The organism is Rathayibacter sp. VKM Ac-2754, from assembly GCF_009807095.1.
Taxonomy (GTDB): Bacteria; Actinomycetota; Actinomycetes; order Actinomycetales; family Microbacteriaceae; genus Rathayibacter.
On record NZ_WUCC01000011.1, the window covers coordinates 47,418 to 63,869 of the forward strand.

Sequence of the window (16,452 nt, forward strand, 5' to 3'; positions counted from 1 at the left end):
CGACGAGAAGTCTTCACGCATCCGAAACGCGGCCGAAACGAGGGGCGGAGGGGTGGACCCCGTCCTTGACGCCCGCCGCTCAGCAGGCTTTACTCGACGGAGTTGGACAGCCGTCCAACTCCACGGAGGTATCCATGCCGCACCACCGCCCCCTCGCCGTCGTCACCGGAGCCAGCTCCGGACTCGGCCGCGAGTTCGCCCTCCGCTACGCCGAGCGCGGGCACGACATCGTCGTCGTCGCGCGCCGCCGCGACCGCCTCGAGGCCCTCGCCGCCGACGTCCGCGAGCGCTTCGGAGCGGCGGTCTCCGTCGTGACCGCCGACCTCGCCGACCCCGCCGCCCCGTCCGCGATCGTCGAGACGCTGCGCGCGCAGGGGCTCCGCGCCGACGTCCTGGTGAACTGCGCCGGGTTCGGCACGGCCGGGCCGTTCGCCGAGGAGGATGCCGCGCGGCTCGCGGACGAGATCGTCGTCGACGTGCTCGCCCCGGCGCTCCTCGCGCGCCTCCTCCTGCCCGATCTGCTCGCCTCACCCCGCGGGACCCTGCTGATGGTCTCGAGCACCGCCTCGTTCCAGCCGCTGCCCGGTGCCGCCGCGTACGCCGCCTGCAAGGCCTTCGTCACCTCCCTGACGGCGGCGATCTGGCAGGAGACGCGGGGGAGCGGGCTGCGCGTGCTGGCGCTGTGCCCGGGCCCGACCGAGACCGAGTTCTTCGAGGCCGCTGGCTCCGACAGCTTCAAGGTCGGCTCGGTGGACACCGTCGACGAGGTGGTCGACGCGGCGTTCCGGCACCTCGACCGCGGCACGGGGCCGGTGCTGACTGTCGGACTCGGCAACCGGATCCGCGCGCTCGGCGCCACGCTCGCCCCCCGGTGGCTGACGCTCGCCGTCGGCGCCCGGCTCACGGGGTCGCGCTGATGCGCCGCATCCCCGTCACCCAGCGCCGCGCCGAGCTCGTCGACGCCGCGATCCGCGTCATCGCCCGCGACGGGCTGGCCGCCGCGACCACGCGGGCCATCGTCGCCGAGGCCGGCATGCCCCTCGGTGCGTTCCACTACTCCTTCGACTCGCGCGACGAGCTCGTCTCGGCGGTGATCGAGCAGGTGACCGACAGCGAGCGCCTCGCCGCGATCCTGCACGCCGACCACGCCGACGCGGAGCACCCGGCCGACATCGCCGCGGTGCTCACCGACGGCCTCGAGGGCTACCTCGCGCTCCTCGAGAGCTCGCCCAGCGGTGAGCTCGCGCTCCTCGAGGTCGCCCTCTACGCCGTCCGGCACGACCCCGACGCCGTGCGCGCGCAGTGGGCGGTCTACCGGGCCGCGTCCGAGGAGGCGCTCGCCTACGCCGCCGAGATCGCCGACGTCCGCTGGACGCGTCCCGTCGACGAGCTCGCCCACTCCCTCACCCGCTCGCTCGACGGCCTCACCCTCACCTGGCTCGCCGACCGCGACGGCGACGCCGCCCGCGCCTACATCGCGTTCGTCGCCGGCGCCTTCGCGGCGCTCACCGTTCCCGCCGACCCCACTCCCGAAGGACACGATGCTCACCGAGATCGATGACCGCGTCCTCGCCGCGATCAACCTGCACGCCGTCCTCGGCGCCCTGCCGCGCCTCGTCGAGCTGTCGCCCGAGGCCGCTCGCGCTCTCGCTCCGGTGGCGAGGCCCACGACGCTGACCCTGATCGCCCCCGGCGGCCTCCGCGCGAGCTACACCTTCACCAGCACCGCGATCCGGCGCGGTGGGGGAGCGTCCGGACCGACGCTGCTGTTCACCTCGGCGAAGCACCTCAACGCCGTCATCGCGGGCGCCGCGCAGCCGGTTCCGGTCGCCGGGCCTCGGGGGATCGCCTTCCTCGCCAACGTGTTCACGCCGATCAGCGCGCTGCTCGGCGAGGCACTGAAGTCCGAGGACCCGGCGGTCACCGAGCGCACGACCCTGCTCACGCTCGAGGTCGTCGCCTCCGCCCTGACCGTCGTCGCGAACGGCGACCGCTCGGGCCGCGTGTCGGCGGCGCACATGGCCGACGGCGACCTCGACATCGAGGTGGGCGACGACCTCCGCTACCGCATCCGGGTCCGCGACCACCGTCTCTCCCGCCTGAGCGATCCCGTCGGCTGCCCGCGCGCCGCCCTGCGCTTCGACGACCTCCGCGTCGCCGGCGACGTGCTCTCGGGCCGCGAGACGGCGCTCGCCTGCGTCGGCGACGGCCGGGTCACGATGCGCGGCTACATCCCCCTCATCGACAACACCAATCGACTCCTCGACCGCGTCGGGGCCTACCTCGGAGCATCATGACCACGGTCCCCTTCACGTATCCGCGCAGCCAGGAGGCGTTCGCCCGCGCCTCGCGGGTCATCCCCGGCGGCGTCCCCGGTCACCTCGGCCCGGCCGGCGGCGGCATGATCCCGCGCTCGGCCTACCCGCTGTTCTCCGAGCGCGCCGAGGGCACGCGGTTCTGGGACCTCGACGGCAACGAGTACCTCGACTACATGTGCGGCTACGGGCCCAACGTGCTCGGCTACGTCGACCCCGGCGTGACCGCCGCGGCGGCCGCGCAGACCGCGCACGAGGACGTGGTGTCGCTCCCCTCGACCGTGATGATCGACTTCGCCGAGCTGCTCGTCGACCAGGTGGCGAGCGCTGACTGGGCCTTCTTCGCCAAGAACGGCGGAGACGTCACCACGCTCGCGATCATGACCGCGCGGGCGGCGACGGGCCGGCAGCGCATCGTCATGATCTCGGGCTACTACCACGGGGTCGACCCGTGGTCGCAGAAGCTCGACTACCCGGGCGTCCTCCCGCAGGACGTCGAGGGCAACCTCGAGATCCCGTGGAACGACCTCGCCGCGTTGCGCGCCGTCTTCACCGAGCACCGGGGCGAGATCGCCGCCCTGATCGGGCAGCCCTACATGCACGGCAACTTCGCCGACAACGAGCTGCCCGCCGAGGGGTACTGGCCCGCGGTGCGCGCGCTGTGCGACGAGTTCGGCGTCGTCCTGATCATCGACGACGTCCGCGCCGGCTTCCGCCTCGACCTGGCCGGCAGCGACCACTACTACGGCTTCGAGGCCGACCTGATCTGCTTCTGCAAGGCGATCGCGAACGGCTACAACGTCTCGGCGCTGTGCGGGAAGGAGAGCCTGCGGGCGACGGTCGGCGGCATCACCTACACCGGCAGCTACTGGATGAGCGCCGTGCCGTTCGCCGCGGGCATCGCGACGCAGCGCCGGCTCGTCGAGCTCGACGCCCCCCGGCTCTTCCGCGAGCTCGGCACCGAGCTCACGACCGGACTCGTCGACGTCGCGTCCTCGCACGGCCGCACCCTCGTCACCTCCGGCGAGCCCGCCCTGTTCTACCTGCGCCTCGTCGACGACGGCTCGCTGATGCTGCACCAGCAGTGGATCGCCCAGTGCGTGCGCCGCGGCGTCTTCTTCAGCTCTCACCACAACCACTTCGTCAACGCCGCGCTGACCTCGGCCGACATCGCGCGGACGCTCGACGTCGCCGACGAGGCGTTCCGCGCGCTGGGGTGAGGGCTAGCGCGCGGAACGACCTCAGGCCTTCTGCGAGTCAGAACTGCAGCAGGTTGTCGCGTAGCGTGCCGCCGGTGTACTCCTCGCGGATCAGACCGCGGCGCCGCAGAGCGGGTGCGAGACCGTCCGCCACCATCGCCATGTTGACGCGCGTGGTGGGCATGTACACCAGGAACCCGTCACCGCCGATCTCGTCCATCAGCTCGCCCATCTTCGCCGCGACCGTGTCGGGGGATCCGATCAGCCCCATGTCCGAGACCTGGTGCGACTCCGAGACCGCCTCGCGCAGAGTCCGGTCCTCGTAACCGCGGAACAGCTCGAGGATCGACGTGTGCTCGCCGTTCTGCTTCGAAAGGTCGATGTCCCTGACCAGGGTGTCCGGGTCGATGCCTCCGAAGTCGATGCGACCGCCCGAGGTGTACGACATGTTCCAGAGGTTGTACTCGATGCCCTTGTCGCTGCGCCGGTAGGCGGCGTAGGCGTCTGCAGCGGCCTGCGCCTCGGCATCGGTGGCACCCAGGATCGGGTTGATCAGGAACATGAACTTGACGGCGTCGGGGTCGCGACCGAGCTCGGCGACCCGCCGCCGCATGTCCTCCCGGTAGGCCCGACCGAGCGCTCCGGTCTTGACCATCGAGATCATGGTGTCGTCGTACTTCGCCGCGAGCTCTCGCCCCGCCGGCGAGCTGCCCGCCGAGCAGATGGGCACGAGTCCTTGCGGCCCGGGGATGGTGTTGAGCGGCCCGCGCGACCGGAAGTAGGTCCCCTCGAAGTCGATCGGCTCCACCTTGGTGTGGTCGGCGTAGATCCCGGCCTCGCCGTCGGCGATCACGGCTCCGGGCTTCCACGAGGTCTGTAGCTGCTGCACGACCTCGGTCCACTCCATCGCCATCGTGTAGCGCTCATCGTGCTCGAGGTGACGCTCGTAGCCGAAGTTCTGCGCGACCCGGTCGGTGACGCTCGTGACGACGTTCATCCCCACCCGCCCCTCGGTCAAGTGGTCCAGCGTCGTGAACAGGCGCGCCGCGAGGTACGGCGGGTACTGGATGGTCGACACGGTCGGCACGATGCCGATGTGCTTGGTGGCCTGCGTCATCAGAGGAACGAGCGGCATCGGGTCGTTCTTGGGAGCCATGAAGCCGCGTCGGAGGCTGGTGTCCGCGCTGCCGTTGTAGCTGTCCTCGACCATGGCGGTGTCCTCGATGAGGATGTAGTCGAAGCCGGCCCGCTCGAGGCTCGTGGCCAGGTCGATGTGGATGCCCGGCTTCATCCATTCGGAGGCGCCGTTCCCGGCCCAGGGGCCGTCGCCGTTCGTCGAGCTCCACGCGTGGATGCCGAAGCCGTCGCCGAGGAACCAAGCGAGATGAAACATGTGAACTCCAGAGATGTGTGGGTGGATCGGGGATGCGGATGCCGCGACGAGCGGCTCAGGCCCGGGTCTCGAGGGCCGTGTAGGCGCCGACGAGCTGGGACGTGTAGGGGTGGGCGGGGTTCGTGATCACCTCGTGGGTGCGGCCGGCCTCGACGACAGTGCCCGAGTGCATGACGACGAGCTCCGAGGTGAGGAACGCGGTCGCGGGGAGTCCGTGCGAGACGAAGAGCAGCCCCGCACCGTGGTCCTCCGAGTAGCGCTTGAGGAGGTTCAGGACGACGCCCTGCACCGAGACGTCGAGTGCACTGACCGCCTCGTCGCACACGAGGAGCCCGGGACGCACGACGAGCGCCCGTGCGATCGCCATCCGCTGCCGCTGACCCCCCGACAGCGCCGAGGGGTAGCGGTCGACGAGGGACGGGTCGATCTCGAGCTCGGCCGTGATCGCGTCGATCGCGCTGTCGGCGCCGGCGCGGTCGAGGCCGCTGAGGATCTGCGCGGGGACGCGCAGCGACTCTCGGATGCGCGACTTCGGATCGAAGGTCGAGGTGGTGTCCTGAGCGATCAGCTGCACGCGCCGTCGGTACTCGAGACGTCCTGCGCGGGTCGAGAGGAGCGAGGCGAGATCCGTCCCGTCGACCGTCACGGTGCCGCTCGTCGCACGCTCGAGGCCGGTGATGATCTTCGCCATCGTCGACTTGCCCGAGCCCGATTCGCCGACGATGCCGACGCGTGCTCCCGCGTCGACGGCGAAGCTCACGTCGTCGACGGCGGTCGTGCTCCGGTACTCCTTGCGGACGTGCGAGCACTCGATCCGCACACCGGAGGGGCTCGGCGCGGAGACGGCGCTCACGCCGCCGCTCCAGCTACCGACTCGAGCGTGGGGAGGCGATCGAGCCCCGCAGAGGCGAGCGTGGGCACGCACTGCACGAGTCCGCGCGTGTAGGGGTGCTGCGCCCGGTCGAGGTCGGTCGAGGCGAGAGTCTCGACGATCCTGCCGCGATGCATCACCACGACCACATCGGTGAACCTGCGGCACAGCGCGATGTCGTGGGTGACCATCAGCACAGCTGTCCCCTCGCGCTGCGCGAGATCCACCATGAGCTCCATCGCCACCACCGCGAGCGAAGCGTCGAGTGCGCTGGTCGGCTCGTCGGCGATCAGGAGGCTCGGCTTCGAGGACAGCGCGATCGCCATCATGACGCGCTGCCGCATCCCTCCCGAGAGCTGGTGCGGACGGTCGTGCATCACCCGCTCCGGCTCGGTGATCCCGACCTCGCGGAGCCAGGCGACGGCCTCGAGCCTGGCCTGCTTCATCGACATCGCGCGCACACCTCGGAGCACCGCGGTGAGCTGACTGCCGATCGTCCAGACCGGGTCGAGGGAGGACATGGCGTCCTGGAACACCATCGAGAGCCCGGGAGTGCGGCGCGGGATCCGCTCCGGCGTCCCGATCTCGAAGGTCCGCTCGAGCGGGCGCCCGTCGAGCAGGAGGGTCTCGGCGGTCACCTGTCCCGCCAGCGGATCGATGAACCCGCCTATCGCGTTCCCGAGGCTGGTCTTGCCGGATCCCGACTCACCGACGATCGCCACCCGCTGGCCGCGGTGGACCACGAGGTCGGCGTCCTCGACGGCGGTCACGGAGCCGTAGGAGACCCGCAGTCCGCGTACGTCGAGCAGAGGGCCGTCGTGCTCGGGCGCGTTCATCCGGCGACCGCCAGCTCGGAGTAGTCGATCACGTTGTCGCTGCGGAACGCATAGCCGTCGACGTCGCTCGCGAAGGCGTTCAGGGGCTGGACGTAGCCGATGTAGATCGTCGGCATCTCGGACTGCAGGACTCGCTGGGCCGAGTTCCACTCCGCGCCCGCCTCCGAACCCAGTGGGTCGCCGGCTGCGTTCCCCGCGGTGATCGCGTCGTTGAGCGCGGCGTCGTCGAAGTCGGGCCAGTTGATGGGCGAGCCGGGCGTGTAGAAGAGCGACAGCACGTAGGGCGGCGACTGCACGACTGCGTAGTCGCGGCCCATCGAGGCCTGGAAGGACTTGGCAGCGAGCCCCTCCTGGAACGCAGCCGAGTTGACCGGGTCGATGGTGATCTCGAAGCCGGCGGCGCGAGCGGCCGTCTGGATCTGCACGGCGGTCTCCTGCAGGTCGGGCACTGCGTTGTTCACCGTGAGGGTGAACTCCACCGGGTTGTCCGGCGAGTAGCCCGCCTCCGCGAGCAGTGCCGTGGCCGTCGCGACATCGGTCGTGTTCGCCTCCAGGCCGTCGCCGCTGAACCCGGGAGCGGAGGCGTCGAGGATGGTCGAGATCGGGCTGAGCCGGTCCTGGTAGACGTCGCTCATGATCTGCTCGTAGGGGATCGCCGCCGCGAGCGCTCGGCGCACCCGCACGTCGTCGAAGGGCGCGGCCGTGGTCAGCAGCGGCATGTATACGAAGGCATTCGTCGGGACCGTGAAGACCTGGGCCGACCCGTCGCTCGCGAGCGCGGCCTGATCGGCGGGGCGCAGCTGGGTGGCGATCTGAGCGTCTCCGCTCGAGACGAGGTTGCTGCGCTGGCCGGCATCGGCCACGACCCGCTGCACGATGCGCTTCACCGCCGGTTCCCCGAGCGCGAATCCGGGGTTCGCCTCGTAGACCATCTGCTCGCCGGGCGTGTAGTCGCTCAGCGAGTAGGCGCCGAAGCCGTAGTTCGCATTGGTCTGCGACCAGGTGACGGCGTACGGGTCGTCGTCGGTCGCGTGCTCCTTCAGCGCGGTCGAGTCGTAGATGTTGTAGGGAGTGTTCGCCAGAAGGGACAGCAGAGTGAAGCCGTAGCCGGGCTCGGCCACGGTGAACTGCACGGTGTCGTCATCGACCTTCGTCACCTGATCGGGACTGGTCAGCGAGGGGGCGCTGATGAACGCGACGATGCTCGTCTCGACTTCGAACTTGCGCTCGATGGAGAAGACGACGTCATCAGCGGTGAGGGTGTTGCCCGCGGTGCTGACCGCGTCGGTGTTGAGATCGAAGGTGTACGTCAGCTGGTCGTCGCTCACCTCGTAGCTCTCCGCGAGCACGGGCTCGAAGTCGTACAGGTCCTGGTGGACCGACTCGCCCTCGGAGCCGTCGATGTAGGGGTTCTTGATGAGGGTCGCACCGGTGTTCATGAAGAACTCGGCCGCCTCGTATCCCGTGGCGCTGGTCTCGTAGCTGAAGCTCGAGGGCTGTGCGGCGGTGACGATGACGAAGGTGTCCGCGGCGGTGGATCCTCCTGAGCAGCCGCTCAGGACGAGGGCCGCTGCCGCAACGACTGCGACGGAGGCGAGAGGGCGGGAAGGACGGTGCATGAGGACTCCAGTTCGTGCGGCGCGAGCGGGGCGGGATTCGGGAGGGGCGGTTCAGCGTCGGGGGCGGCCCGGTGGATCCGTCAGGGCCGCCACGAAGAGGGATGCGGCCCAGACGCTGAACGCCAGTGCGACCGCAGGGAACAGGACGGGCCACCAGCGGCCGACAGCGGCATCGGGAGCGCCGAGGGCGAGCATGGAGCCCCACTCCGCGGTCGGCACGGGGATGCCGACGCCGAGGAATCCGAGTGCCGCGCTGAAGATGATCGCCATCCCGAAGACCGAGGACGAGTTCTCGATCGCGGGTCCGGCGGAGTTGCGCAGAATGTGCCGGATCAGGATCCGACGCTCAGACTCGCCGGACATCCGAGCGGCGTCCACGTAGCCGTCCGATCGTGTCCGCAGCACCTCGGTCCGGGTCAGTCGCGCCTGGAACGGGAGCAGCACCACCGCGAGGGAGAGGGTGATCACCATGGCGTTGCGGCCGAAGAAGGAGACGACGACCAGCCCCGCGATCATCACCGGGATCGCCTGCACCAGGTCTACCGCGCGGCCGAGGAGGCGGGCCGCGAAGCCGAGCAGGCCCCGCCCCGCGTCGTACATGCCCGACACCAGGCCGATCGCGATGCCGCCCAGCGTCGCGACCGCCGTCACGACGAGCGCGATGGCGACGTCGAGCTGGAAGGCCGTGAGCGTGCGACTCAGGACGTCCAGGCCGTTCGAGTCGGTACCGGCGAGGTGCTCGGCCGAGGGCGCCTGCGAGTTGGGCCCGACGACCTCCGTCGCGCTCAGCGGGGCGAGCGACGGGCCCGCGACAGCGAGGATCAGCACGAGTGCGAAAGGTGCGAGGCGCAGGGCGACCGAGACCTTGTGCGGTAGGACACGGCGACGCTCGCTCCGAGGGACGCGAGGCAGCACCGGATCGGTGACGACGGGGGTGTGCAGCGACATCAGCGCGCACCCCCGATCGCGACGGAGCGCCGACGGGGATCGAGCAGCCCGACGGCAACGTCGCTCAGCAGGTAGATCGCGAGACACATCGCGGCTGTGACCACGAGGAAGGAGCGCAGCGCGAAGACGTCGGAGGAGTTGACGGCGTCGACGGCGTACTGCCCGAGTCCGCCGAGACCGAACAGCGCCTCGAGCACCACCGCGCCGCCGAGCAGGAGCCCGAAGAGCATGCCGAGCATCGGGACGGCGGTCGGCAGCGCCCGCCGGTAGATGCTCGCGAGGACTGTGCGGCGCCTCGCGCCCGAGGCGATCCTGAACCGCGTCGCCGGATCGTCGATCGCGGTGTCGAGCCCCACGATGAGGGTCTTCATCAGGATCGGCGTGTGGGCGACCACCATCACGATGACCGGCAGGACCAGGTGCTCGGCACCCGACTGCGCCGCCGGCAGATCTCCGACCAGTAGTGCATCGAGGATCGGGAACCCTGTGGTCCGCGGCGGCGAGATCAGCGCCGGGTCCAGTCGGCCGCTCGGCGCGGGTGCCCAGTGCAGCACGGCGTAGAAGACGAAGAGGAAGGCGATCCCGATGACGTACTCGGGCAGCGCACCCGCTGACCGCGCGTACGAGGTGAGCACCCGGGCAGCGCGCGTCGCTCGATGAGTCACCGCGTAATGGGAGAGCAGCATCGCGACGACACAGGCCAGCACCAGCCCGCTGAGCACCAGCTCGAGGGTCGCCGGAATCCGTGTCGCGAAATCGTCGGCGACGGGTCGGCCGGTCGCGATCGACGTGCCCAGGTCGAGCGAGAGGAGCTGTCCGAGGTAGGCGATGAACTGCTCCGGCCAGGGGCGGTCGAGACCGTAGGCGGCGCGCGCCGCCTCGAGCTCGGCGCCTGTCAGCCTGCCGCCCGTCGCCGTCACCACAGGGTCTCCCGGGATGAGCTGAACGAGGAAGAAGGCGAGCACGACGAAGGCCGCGAGGTTCGCGATCGTCAGGCCGAGAGGTCGGAGGATCCAGGCGCCGGGACGAGAACGGCCCGTCCGGCTGCCTCTCTGCTTCGCCGCTGCCGGTGTCGGCTCGGGGGTCGCGGGTGCAGTGGTCAGGGGCACCGCACGTGGTGGGGCGACGCTCATCGTCTCCTCCTGTCCTCCTCCGCCGCCGCGCGATCGGGCATCAGGATTCGGTGAGCATCCGGATGCTCGGCGACGAGTCGTGCTCTCATGGTGGCGGCCGGATGTTTCGCAGCCCGCACCGGTCCGTTAACGCCCATTGCGCGAGCTGGAGGTGCTCTCACTCGTTCGGAAAACCCTGTTCAAGGCGCCTTTCGGCCGGGTGTTACGCCGATCAGTCGTTCCGCGGATCTGCGACGGGCGGCACGCGGATCACACGTTCGTGGGGAGGACTACGCTGTCCCCACCCCAGTCGCTTCCCCTGCCCTCCGAGGAGAGTCCATGAGCGGAACGCCCCGCGAGCACCCCAGGGCCAAGGGCGGCTCCGCGCGCGGTCGGCAGATGAGCGCGAGCAGGGTGCGCGACCTCATCAGCGCCTCCATCAGGGACGGCCACCTCGATCCCGACGAGCCCCTCGCCGAAGAGCATCTGATGACGCTCTTCGCCGCGAGCAGGGGCTCGGTACGGGCGGCGCTCTCGCAGTTGCGCGACACCGGGTTCGTCCAGCGCAGACCCCGGATCGGAACGCGGGCGACCGGGATCGGCTTCGTCCTCCCGCTCGCCGACATCGACTCCGCCACGCAGTACCCCGACGGGGTCGTGGACCGCAGTGGCGCCCACGTGACGATCGCGATCACCGAGGAGCGCGAGGTGCCGGTCTTCCCCCTTGTGGAGCAGCGGCTCGGTCTCGTCGATCCGACCGTGCGCATGGTCGAGAACACGTTCGCCGCCGAAGGAGAGGTGGTGGGCGTGCGCACGGCGTACTACTCGACCTCGTACCGGTTCGATCCGAGGGAGATCCGTGGCCCCCTCAGCATGCGGGAGATCATCGAGCAGTACTTCCGGGAGGAGACCGGTGCGGTTCACGTCCAGATCGGAGCGGACCAGGCCGATGCTCACACGGCGAGGCTGCTGGGAGTCTCGGAGGGGACCCCGCTGATCCTCCGTGAGATGACGTACGTCACTCCGACCGGTTCGGCTATCCAGATCGTGTTCGATCGCTATCGGGGCGACCGGGTCCGTCTCGATGCGACCGCTGTCGTCGACTGAGCCGGTCCGCGAGGCGGCTCACTGCACGCCGGGAGGCTCCACCGCCAGGACGCGGTCGTCCTCCGCGCCCGGCGCGCCCCGGCCGTCGGTGTTGCTCGTGACGATCCAGAGCGTCCCGTCCGGCGCGGCGACCGCGTCGCGCAGGCGTCCGTACTCCCCGATCGCGTAGTCGCTCTGCGACGACGGGTCGGCGGCCGGCACCGCCCGCAGCACCTGACCACGGAGGTTCGCGAGGTACAGCACATCGTCGATCGCGACCATGCCGCTCGGGCTCGCCGCGTCCGGGTTCCACTGCTGCACCGGGTCGACGAAGCCGTCGCGCGAGGCGATGCCCTCGACCGTCGGCCAGCCGTAGTTCGCGCCCGGAGTGATGATGTTCAGCTCGTCCCAGGTGTCCTGCCCGAACTCGCTCGCGAAGAGGGTGCCGTCGGAGGACCAGGCGAGGCCCTGCGGGTTGCGGTGCCCCGAGCTGTAGACGAGCGAACCGGGGTAGGGGTTGTCGTCGGGCGCCTCGCCGTCGAGGGTCATCCGCAGGATCTTGCCCGAGAGGGAGTCGAGGTCCTGCGCCGCGTCGCGCTGCCCGGCGTCGCCGACGGTGGCGTAGAGCATCCCGTCGGGCCCGATCGCGAGCCGGCCGCCGTCGTGGGTGCGGGCGGCGGGGATGCCGTCGAGGATCGTGTCCGGCGCGCCGAGCTCGAAGGAGCCGGGCTCACCGGAGACCTCGAAGCGCTGGATGCGATTGCCGTCCGACCCCGTCGAGTACGCGAAGAGGGTGCGCCCCTCGACGGCGAGGCCGAGCAGCCCGCTCTCGCCCTCGGCGACCACTCCCTCGACGGTGCCCACCTCGCGGGTCGCGCCGTCGTCGGCGACCTCGAGGACGCGCCCGCTGTCGCGTTCGCTGATGAGCGGCGTCCCGTCGACGAAGGCGATCGACCACGGCGCCTCGAGGTCCTGGGCGACGGTGCGGACCTCGCCGTCCCCCTCCGCGAGCAGGCTGCTGGGCGGCGGCGGCGCGGCCGTGCAGGAGGCGAGCAGGCCGCCGAGCGCGAGAGTCGCGGCCGCGAGGCCGACGCGGGACGAGGTGCTGGTCATCGGGTGTCCCTCCGATCGGGGATGGCCTCCGAGCCTCGCAGCCGATCCTTCGAGCCCTCTCAGCAAGCCGTGGCCCCGGCTCCCGCGATACCGCCCTCTCCGCCCGCCGCCATCCATCCTGGTCGAGCCCGCAGCCCCTCAGGGGCGTACCGAGCGGCGAAGCCGCTTCGCGTCTCGTTCGAGCGGTGGGGGGAAAAGTCGGCGCCCGTCGCCACCCATGCTGGTCGAGTAGCCCCGCAGGGGCGTATCGAGACCCACCAGCTTCAGCAGATCGGTCTCGTGACCTGGCCCTCTGGCGGACGTGGATCTCGATACGCCCGCTGCGCGGGCTACTCGATCAGCAGGTACAGGGCACTACACAGGAGGACACCTTCCTTCACACACCCACCTCCCTGCGATCACAGGATCGGACGAGCTCCCCGCCTCCGAGTTCCCCCGACCTCCACCACGTGTCGGAGGTGCGGCGTAGCGTTGCCGAGGTGACGAGTCCTGCCATCAGCACCCTCGGCCAGCTGCGCGCCTCCGGGCACGTGCAGAAGAGCCTCCGCACCGAGATCCGCGAGAACCTGCTCGACGCCCTGCGCGACGGGCGCGACCCCTGGCCCGGCCTCCACGGGTTCTCCGAGACCGTGATCCCGCAGGTCGAGCGCGCGGTCATCGCCGGCCACGACATCGTCCTGCTGGGCGAGCGCGGCCAGGGCAAGACCCGCCTCCTGCGCACGCTCAACGGCCTGCTCGACGAGTGGACGCCCGTCATCGACGGCTCCGAGCTCGGCGAGCACCCCTACGAGCCCATCACCTCGATCAGTCGCCGTCGCGCCGCCGAGCTCGGCGACGAGCTGCCCGTCGCCTGGCGCAGCCGCGAGGAGCGCTACGTCGAGAAGCTGGCCACCCCCGACACGAGCGTCGCCGACCTCATCGGCGACGTCGATCCGATGAAGGTGGCCGAGGGCCGCAGCCTCGGCGACCCCGAGACCATCCACTTCGGCCTCATCCCGCGCAGCCACCGCGGCATCGTGGCCATCAACGAGCTGCCCGACCTCGCCGAGCGCATCCAGGTGGCGATGCTCAACGTGATGGAGGAGCGCGACATCCAGATCCGCGGCTACGTCCTCCGCCTCCCGCTCGACGTCCTCGTCGTCGCCAGCGCGAACCCCGAGGACTACACGAACCGCGGCCGCATCATCACCCCGTTGAAGGACCGGTTCGGCGCCGAGATCCGCACCCACTACCCCACGGCGCTCGCCGACGAGATCGCGGTGATCCGCCAGGAGGCGGAGCTCGTCGCGATCGTCCCCGACGCGCTCATCGAGATCCTCGCCCGCTTCACCCGTGCCCTCCGCGAGTCGAGCTCCGTCGACCAGCGGAGCGGAGTGAGCGCCCGCTTCGCCATCGCCGGCGCCGAGACGATCGCCGCCGCAGCGCTGCACCGGGCCACCCGCCGCGGAGAGGACGAGGCGGTCGCCCGCCCGATCGACCTCGAGACCGCGGTCGACGTGCTCGGCGGCAAGATCGAATTCGAGTCGGGCGAGGAGGGCCGCGAGGAGGAGATCCTCGACCACCTCCTCCGCCAGGCCACGGCCGAGACCGTGCGCGCGCACCTGCGCGGCATCGACCTCGAGCCGCTCGTCACCGCCGTCGAGAACGGCACCATGATCACCACCGGCGAGCAGGTGACGGCGCGCGAGTTCCTCGCCGGGCTGCCCGTGCTCGGCGAGGCGACCGTCTACGACGAGATCGCCGAGCGGCTCGACGCCACCGGAGACGGCCGCATCGCCGGAGCGATCGAGCTCGCCCTCGAGGGCCTCTACCTCTCGCGCCGGCTCAGCAAGGAGACGGGCGGGGGCGAGGCCGTCTATGGCTGAGCGGACCCGTCTCGGAGCCCGTCGTGGCTAGGGGCAACCGGAGGCTGCACCGCGACGCGCGGTACGCCAAGTACGCGGGCGGTCCCGATCCGCTCGCCCCGCCCGTCGACCTCGCCGAGGCGCTCGACGCGATCGGCCAGGACGTCATGGCGGGCACCTCGCCCGAGCGGGCGATGCGCGAGTTCCTCCGGCGCGGCTCCCGCGACGGTCAGGGCCTCGACGACCTCGCTGCGCGGGTGGCCGAGCGGCGCCGGTCCCTCACGCAGAAGCACGACCTCGACGGCACGCTGCGCGAGATCCGCGAGCTGCTCGACCGCGCCGTCCTCGCCGAGCGCAAGCAGCTCGCCCGCGACACGCAGATGGACGACGCCGACCGCACCCTCGCCGAGATGCAGCTCGAGAGCCTCCCGCCCTCTCCGGCCGCCGCCGTCTCCGAGCTGTCCGACTACCGCTGGCAGAGCCCCGAGGCGCGCGCCGACTTCGAGAAGATCCGCGAGCTGCTCGGCAGGGAGATGCTCGACCAGCGCTTCGCCGGCATGAAGCAGGCCCTCGAGAACGCGAGCGACGAGGATCGCGCCGCGATCGACGCGATGCTCCGCGATCTCAACGAGCTGCTCGAGGCGCACGCCCGCGGCGACGACACTCCCGAGCAGTTCGACGCCTTCATGGCGCAGCACGGCGAGTACTTCCCCGAGGCCCCCGAGTCGGTCGACGAGCTCATCGACGCCCTCGCCGCACGGGCGGCCGCGGCGCAGCGGATGCGCAACTCCATGACCCAGGAGCAGCGCGACGAGCTCGACGCCCTCGCCCAGCAGGCCTTCGGAACGCCCGAGCTGATGCAGTCGCTCGGCCGCCTCGACGAGACCCTGCGCGGCCTCCGCCCGGGGGAGGACTGGGGCGGCTCCGAGCGGATGGACGGCGAGCAGGGCCTCGGCCTCGGCGACGGCACCGGCGTGTTCCAGGAGCTCGCCGACCTCGACGCCCTCGCCGACCAGCTCGCGCAGCCGTACGAGCGGTCGAGCCTCGACGATCTCGACCTCGATCTGCTGGCGCGGCGACTCGGCGACGACGCAGCGGTCGACGCGCAGACGCTGAAGCGGCTCGAGAAGGCGCTGCGCGACTCCGGGACGATGCGCCGCGGCTCCGACGGACGGCTCATGCTGACACCCAAGGCGATGCGCCAGCTCGGCAAGGCGCTGCTCCGCGACATCGCCGACACCATGTCGGGTCGTCAGGGCGCGCGCGACCTGCGGCGGGCGGGCGCGGCCGGCGACCGCTCCGGCGCGACCCGCGCGTGGGAGTTCGGCGACACCGAGGCGTGGGACGTCACGCGGACCGTGACCAACGCTCTCACCCGCACCGCCGGCGACGGCCGCCCGACCGGCTCGGGCGTCCGCATCGAGATCGGCGACGTCGAGGTGCAGGAGACCGAGGCCCGCACCCAGGCCTGCGTCGCGCTCCTCGTCGACACCTCGTTCTCGATGGCGATGGACGGCCGCTGGGTCCCGATGAAGCGCACCGCGCTCGCCCTGCACACCCTGATCTCGAGCCGGTTCCGCGGCGACGACCTCCAGCTCATCGCCTTCGGTCGCCAGGCCGAGGTGATGGACGTCGAGCAGCTCGTCGGCCTCGACGCCGAGTGGGAGAAGGGCACCAACCTGCACCACGCCCTGCTGCTCGCCAACCGGCACTTCCGCAAGCACCCGAACGCGCAGCCGATCCTGCTGATCGTCACCGACGGCGAGCCGACCGCGCACCTCGAGCCCGACGGCGAGATCTACTTCGACTACCCGCCCGACCCGGTGACCATCGCCGTCTCGGTCCGCGAGCTCGACGCCTCCGTCCGCCTCGGCGCGCACACGACGTTCTTCCGCCTCGGCGAGGATCCGGGTCTCGCCCGCTTCATCGACTCGCTCGCCCGCCGCATCGGCGGCACCGTGGTGAACCCGGAGTCGGACGACCTCGGCGCCGCCGTCGTCTCCTCCTACCTCGGCGCGCGCGGCGCCGCCCCGGGCGGCCGCCCGCCCGGCGACGAGCTCTTCGGCCGCGGCTGGAGCTTCTGAGCTCACACCGAGGGAACCGGTTCCCGTCGAGA

At 71.0% G+C, this 16,452-nt stretch carries 14 protein-coding genes; 7 read left to right on the forward strand and 7 right to left on the reverse strand.

The window, feature by feature from the left end:
• Nucleotides 1–134: 134 nt before the first annotated feature.
• Genes GRS92_RS16110 through GRS92_RS16125 form a run of 4 tightly spaced genes read left to right on the forward strand, consistent with a single transcriptional unit; the run spans nucleotide 135 to nucleotide 3,535 of the window.
• Nucleotides 135–917, forward strand: a complete 783-nt coding sequence (locus GRS92_RS16110; protein WP_159858290.1) for an SDR family NAD(P)-dependent oxidoreductase — start codon at nucleotides 135–137, stop codon at nucleotides 915–917.
• Nucleotides 917–1,561, forward strand: a complete 645-nt coding sequence (locus tag GRS92_RS16115) for a TetR/AcrR family transcriptional regulator (RefSeq protein WP_159858293.1) — start codon at nucleotides 917–919, stop codon at nucleotides 1,559–1,561. Before GRS92_RS16110 ends, GRS92_RS16115 begins: the two co-directional genes overlap by 1 nt.
• The gene (locus GRS92_RS16120; protein WP_159858295.1) at nucleotides 1,542–2,297 is read left to right on the forward strand and encodes a hypothetical protein; all 756 of its coding nucleotides are present in this window, start codon (nucleotides 1,542–1,544) and stop codon (nucleotides 2,295–2,297) included. Before GRS92_RS16115 ends, GRS92_RS16120 begins: the two co-directional genes overlap by 20 nt.
• Entirely contained in the window at nucleotides 2,294–3,535 is a 1,242-nt protein-coding gene (locus GRS92_RS16125) for an aminotransferase class III-fold pyridoxal phosphate-dependent enzyme (RefSeq protein WP_159858297.1), read from the forward strand. The genes GRS92_RS16120 and GRS92_RS16125 overlap by 4 nt, the downstream gene beginning before the upstream one ends.
• 37 nt (nucleotides 3,536–3,572) lie before the next feature.
• On the opposite strand, the gene GRS92_RS16130 is transcribed toward GRS92_RS16125, so the two are convergent.
• Genes GRS92_RS16130 through GRS92_RS16155 form a run of 6 tightly spaced genes read right to left on the reverse strand, consistent with a single transcriptional unit; the run spans nucleotide 3,573 to nucleotide 10,314 of the window.
• A complete protein-coding gene (locus tag GRS92_RS16130) occupies nucleotides 3,573–4,907 on the reverse strand; it encodes an NtaA/DmoA family FMN-dependent monooxygenase (protein ID WP_159858299.1) in 1,335 nt (444 codons plus the stop codon).
• 55 nt (nucleotides 4,908–4,962) lie between these two features.
• The gene (locus GRS92_RS16135) at nucleotides 4,963–5,760 is read right to left on the reverse strand and encodes an ABC transporter ATP-binding protein (protein WP_204162038.1); all 798 of its coding nucleotides are present in this window, start codon (nucleotides 5,758–5,760) and stop codon (nucleotides 4,963–4,965) included.
• The gene (locus GRS92_RS16140) at nucleotides 5,757–6,614 is read right to left on the reverse strand and encodes an ABC transporter ATP-binding protein (protein ID WP_159858301.1); all 858 of its coding nucleotides are present in this window, start codon (nucleotides 6,612–6,614) and stop codon (nucleotides 5,757–5,759) included. The genes GRS92_RS16135 and GRS92_RS16140 overlap by 4 nt, the downstream gene beginning before the upstream one ends.
• Nucleotides 6,611–8,233 (reverse strand): ABC transporter substrate-binding protein, encoded by a 1,623-nt coding sequence (locus GRS92_RS16145; protein WP_159858303.1) that lies wholly within the window; start codon nucleotides 8,231–8,233, stop codon nucleotides 6,611–6,613. Before GRS92_RS16145 ends, GRS92_RS16140 begins: the two co-directional genes overlap by 4 nt.
• 51 nt (nucleotides 8,234–8,284) lie before the next feature.
• Nucleotides 8,285–9,181, reverse strand: coding sequence for an ABC transporter permease (locus GRS92_RS16150; RefSeq protein WP_159858305.1), 897 nt, complete (start codon nucleotides 9,179–9,181; stop codon nucleotides 8,285–8,287).
• A complete protein-coding gene (locus GRS92_RS16155) occupies nucleotides 9,181–10,314 on the reverse strand; it encodes an ABC transporter permease (RefSeq protein WP_159858307.1) in 1,134 nt (377 codons plus the stop codon). Before GRS92_RS16155 ends, GRS92_RS16150 begins: the two co-directional genes overlap by 1 nt.
• A 318-nt stretch (nucleotides 10,315–10,632) precedes the next feature.
• Here GRS92_RS16155 and GRS92_RS16160 point away from each other — a divergent pair, with 318 nt between their 5' ends.
• Nucleotides 10,633–11,400 (forward strand): GntR family transcriptional regulator, encoded by a 768-nt coding sequence (locus GRS92_RS16160; protein ID WP_204162039.1) that lies wholly within the window; start codon nucleotides 10,633–10,635, stop codon nucleotides 11,398–11,400.
• Nucleotides 11,401–11,418: 18 nt separating this feature from the next.
• Here GRS92_RS16160 and GRS92_RS16165 read toward each other — a convergent pair whose 3' ends face one another.
• Nucleotides 11,419–12,492 carry a PQQ-dependent sugar dehydrogenase gene (locus GRS92_RS16165; protein ID WP_159858309.1) on the reverse strand — a complete coding sequence of 358 codons (1,074 nt, stop codon included), beginning with the start codon at nucleotides 12,490–12,492 and terminating at the stop codon, nucleotides 11,419–11,421.
• Nucleotides 12,493–12,971: 479 nt separating this feature from the next.
• Between GRS92_RS16165 and GRS92_RS16170 the strand changes: the two genes are divergently transcribed.
• Both GRS92_RS16170 and GRS92_RS16175 read left to right on the forward strand, forming a co-directional pair.
• Complete coding sequence (locus tag GRS92_RS16170; protein WP_159858311.1) at nucleotides 12,972–14,357, forward strand: magnesium chelatase; 1,386 nt, start codon at nucleotides 12,972–12,974, stop codon at nucleotides 14,355–14,357.
• Between the two features lie 23 nt (nucleotides 14,358–14,380).
• Complete coding sequence (locus GRS92_RS16175) at nucleotides 14,381–16,420, forward strand: vWA domain-containing protein (RefSeq protein WP_159858313.1); 2,040 nt, start codon at nucleotides 14,381–14,383, stop codon at nucleotides 16,418–16,420.
• The last annotated feature ends 32 nt before the right edge of the window (nucleotides 16,421–16,452 follow it).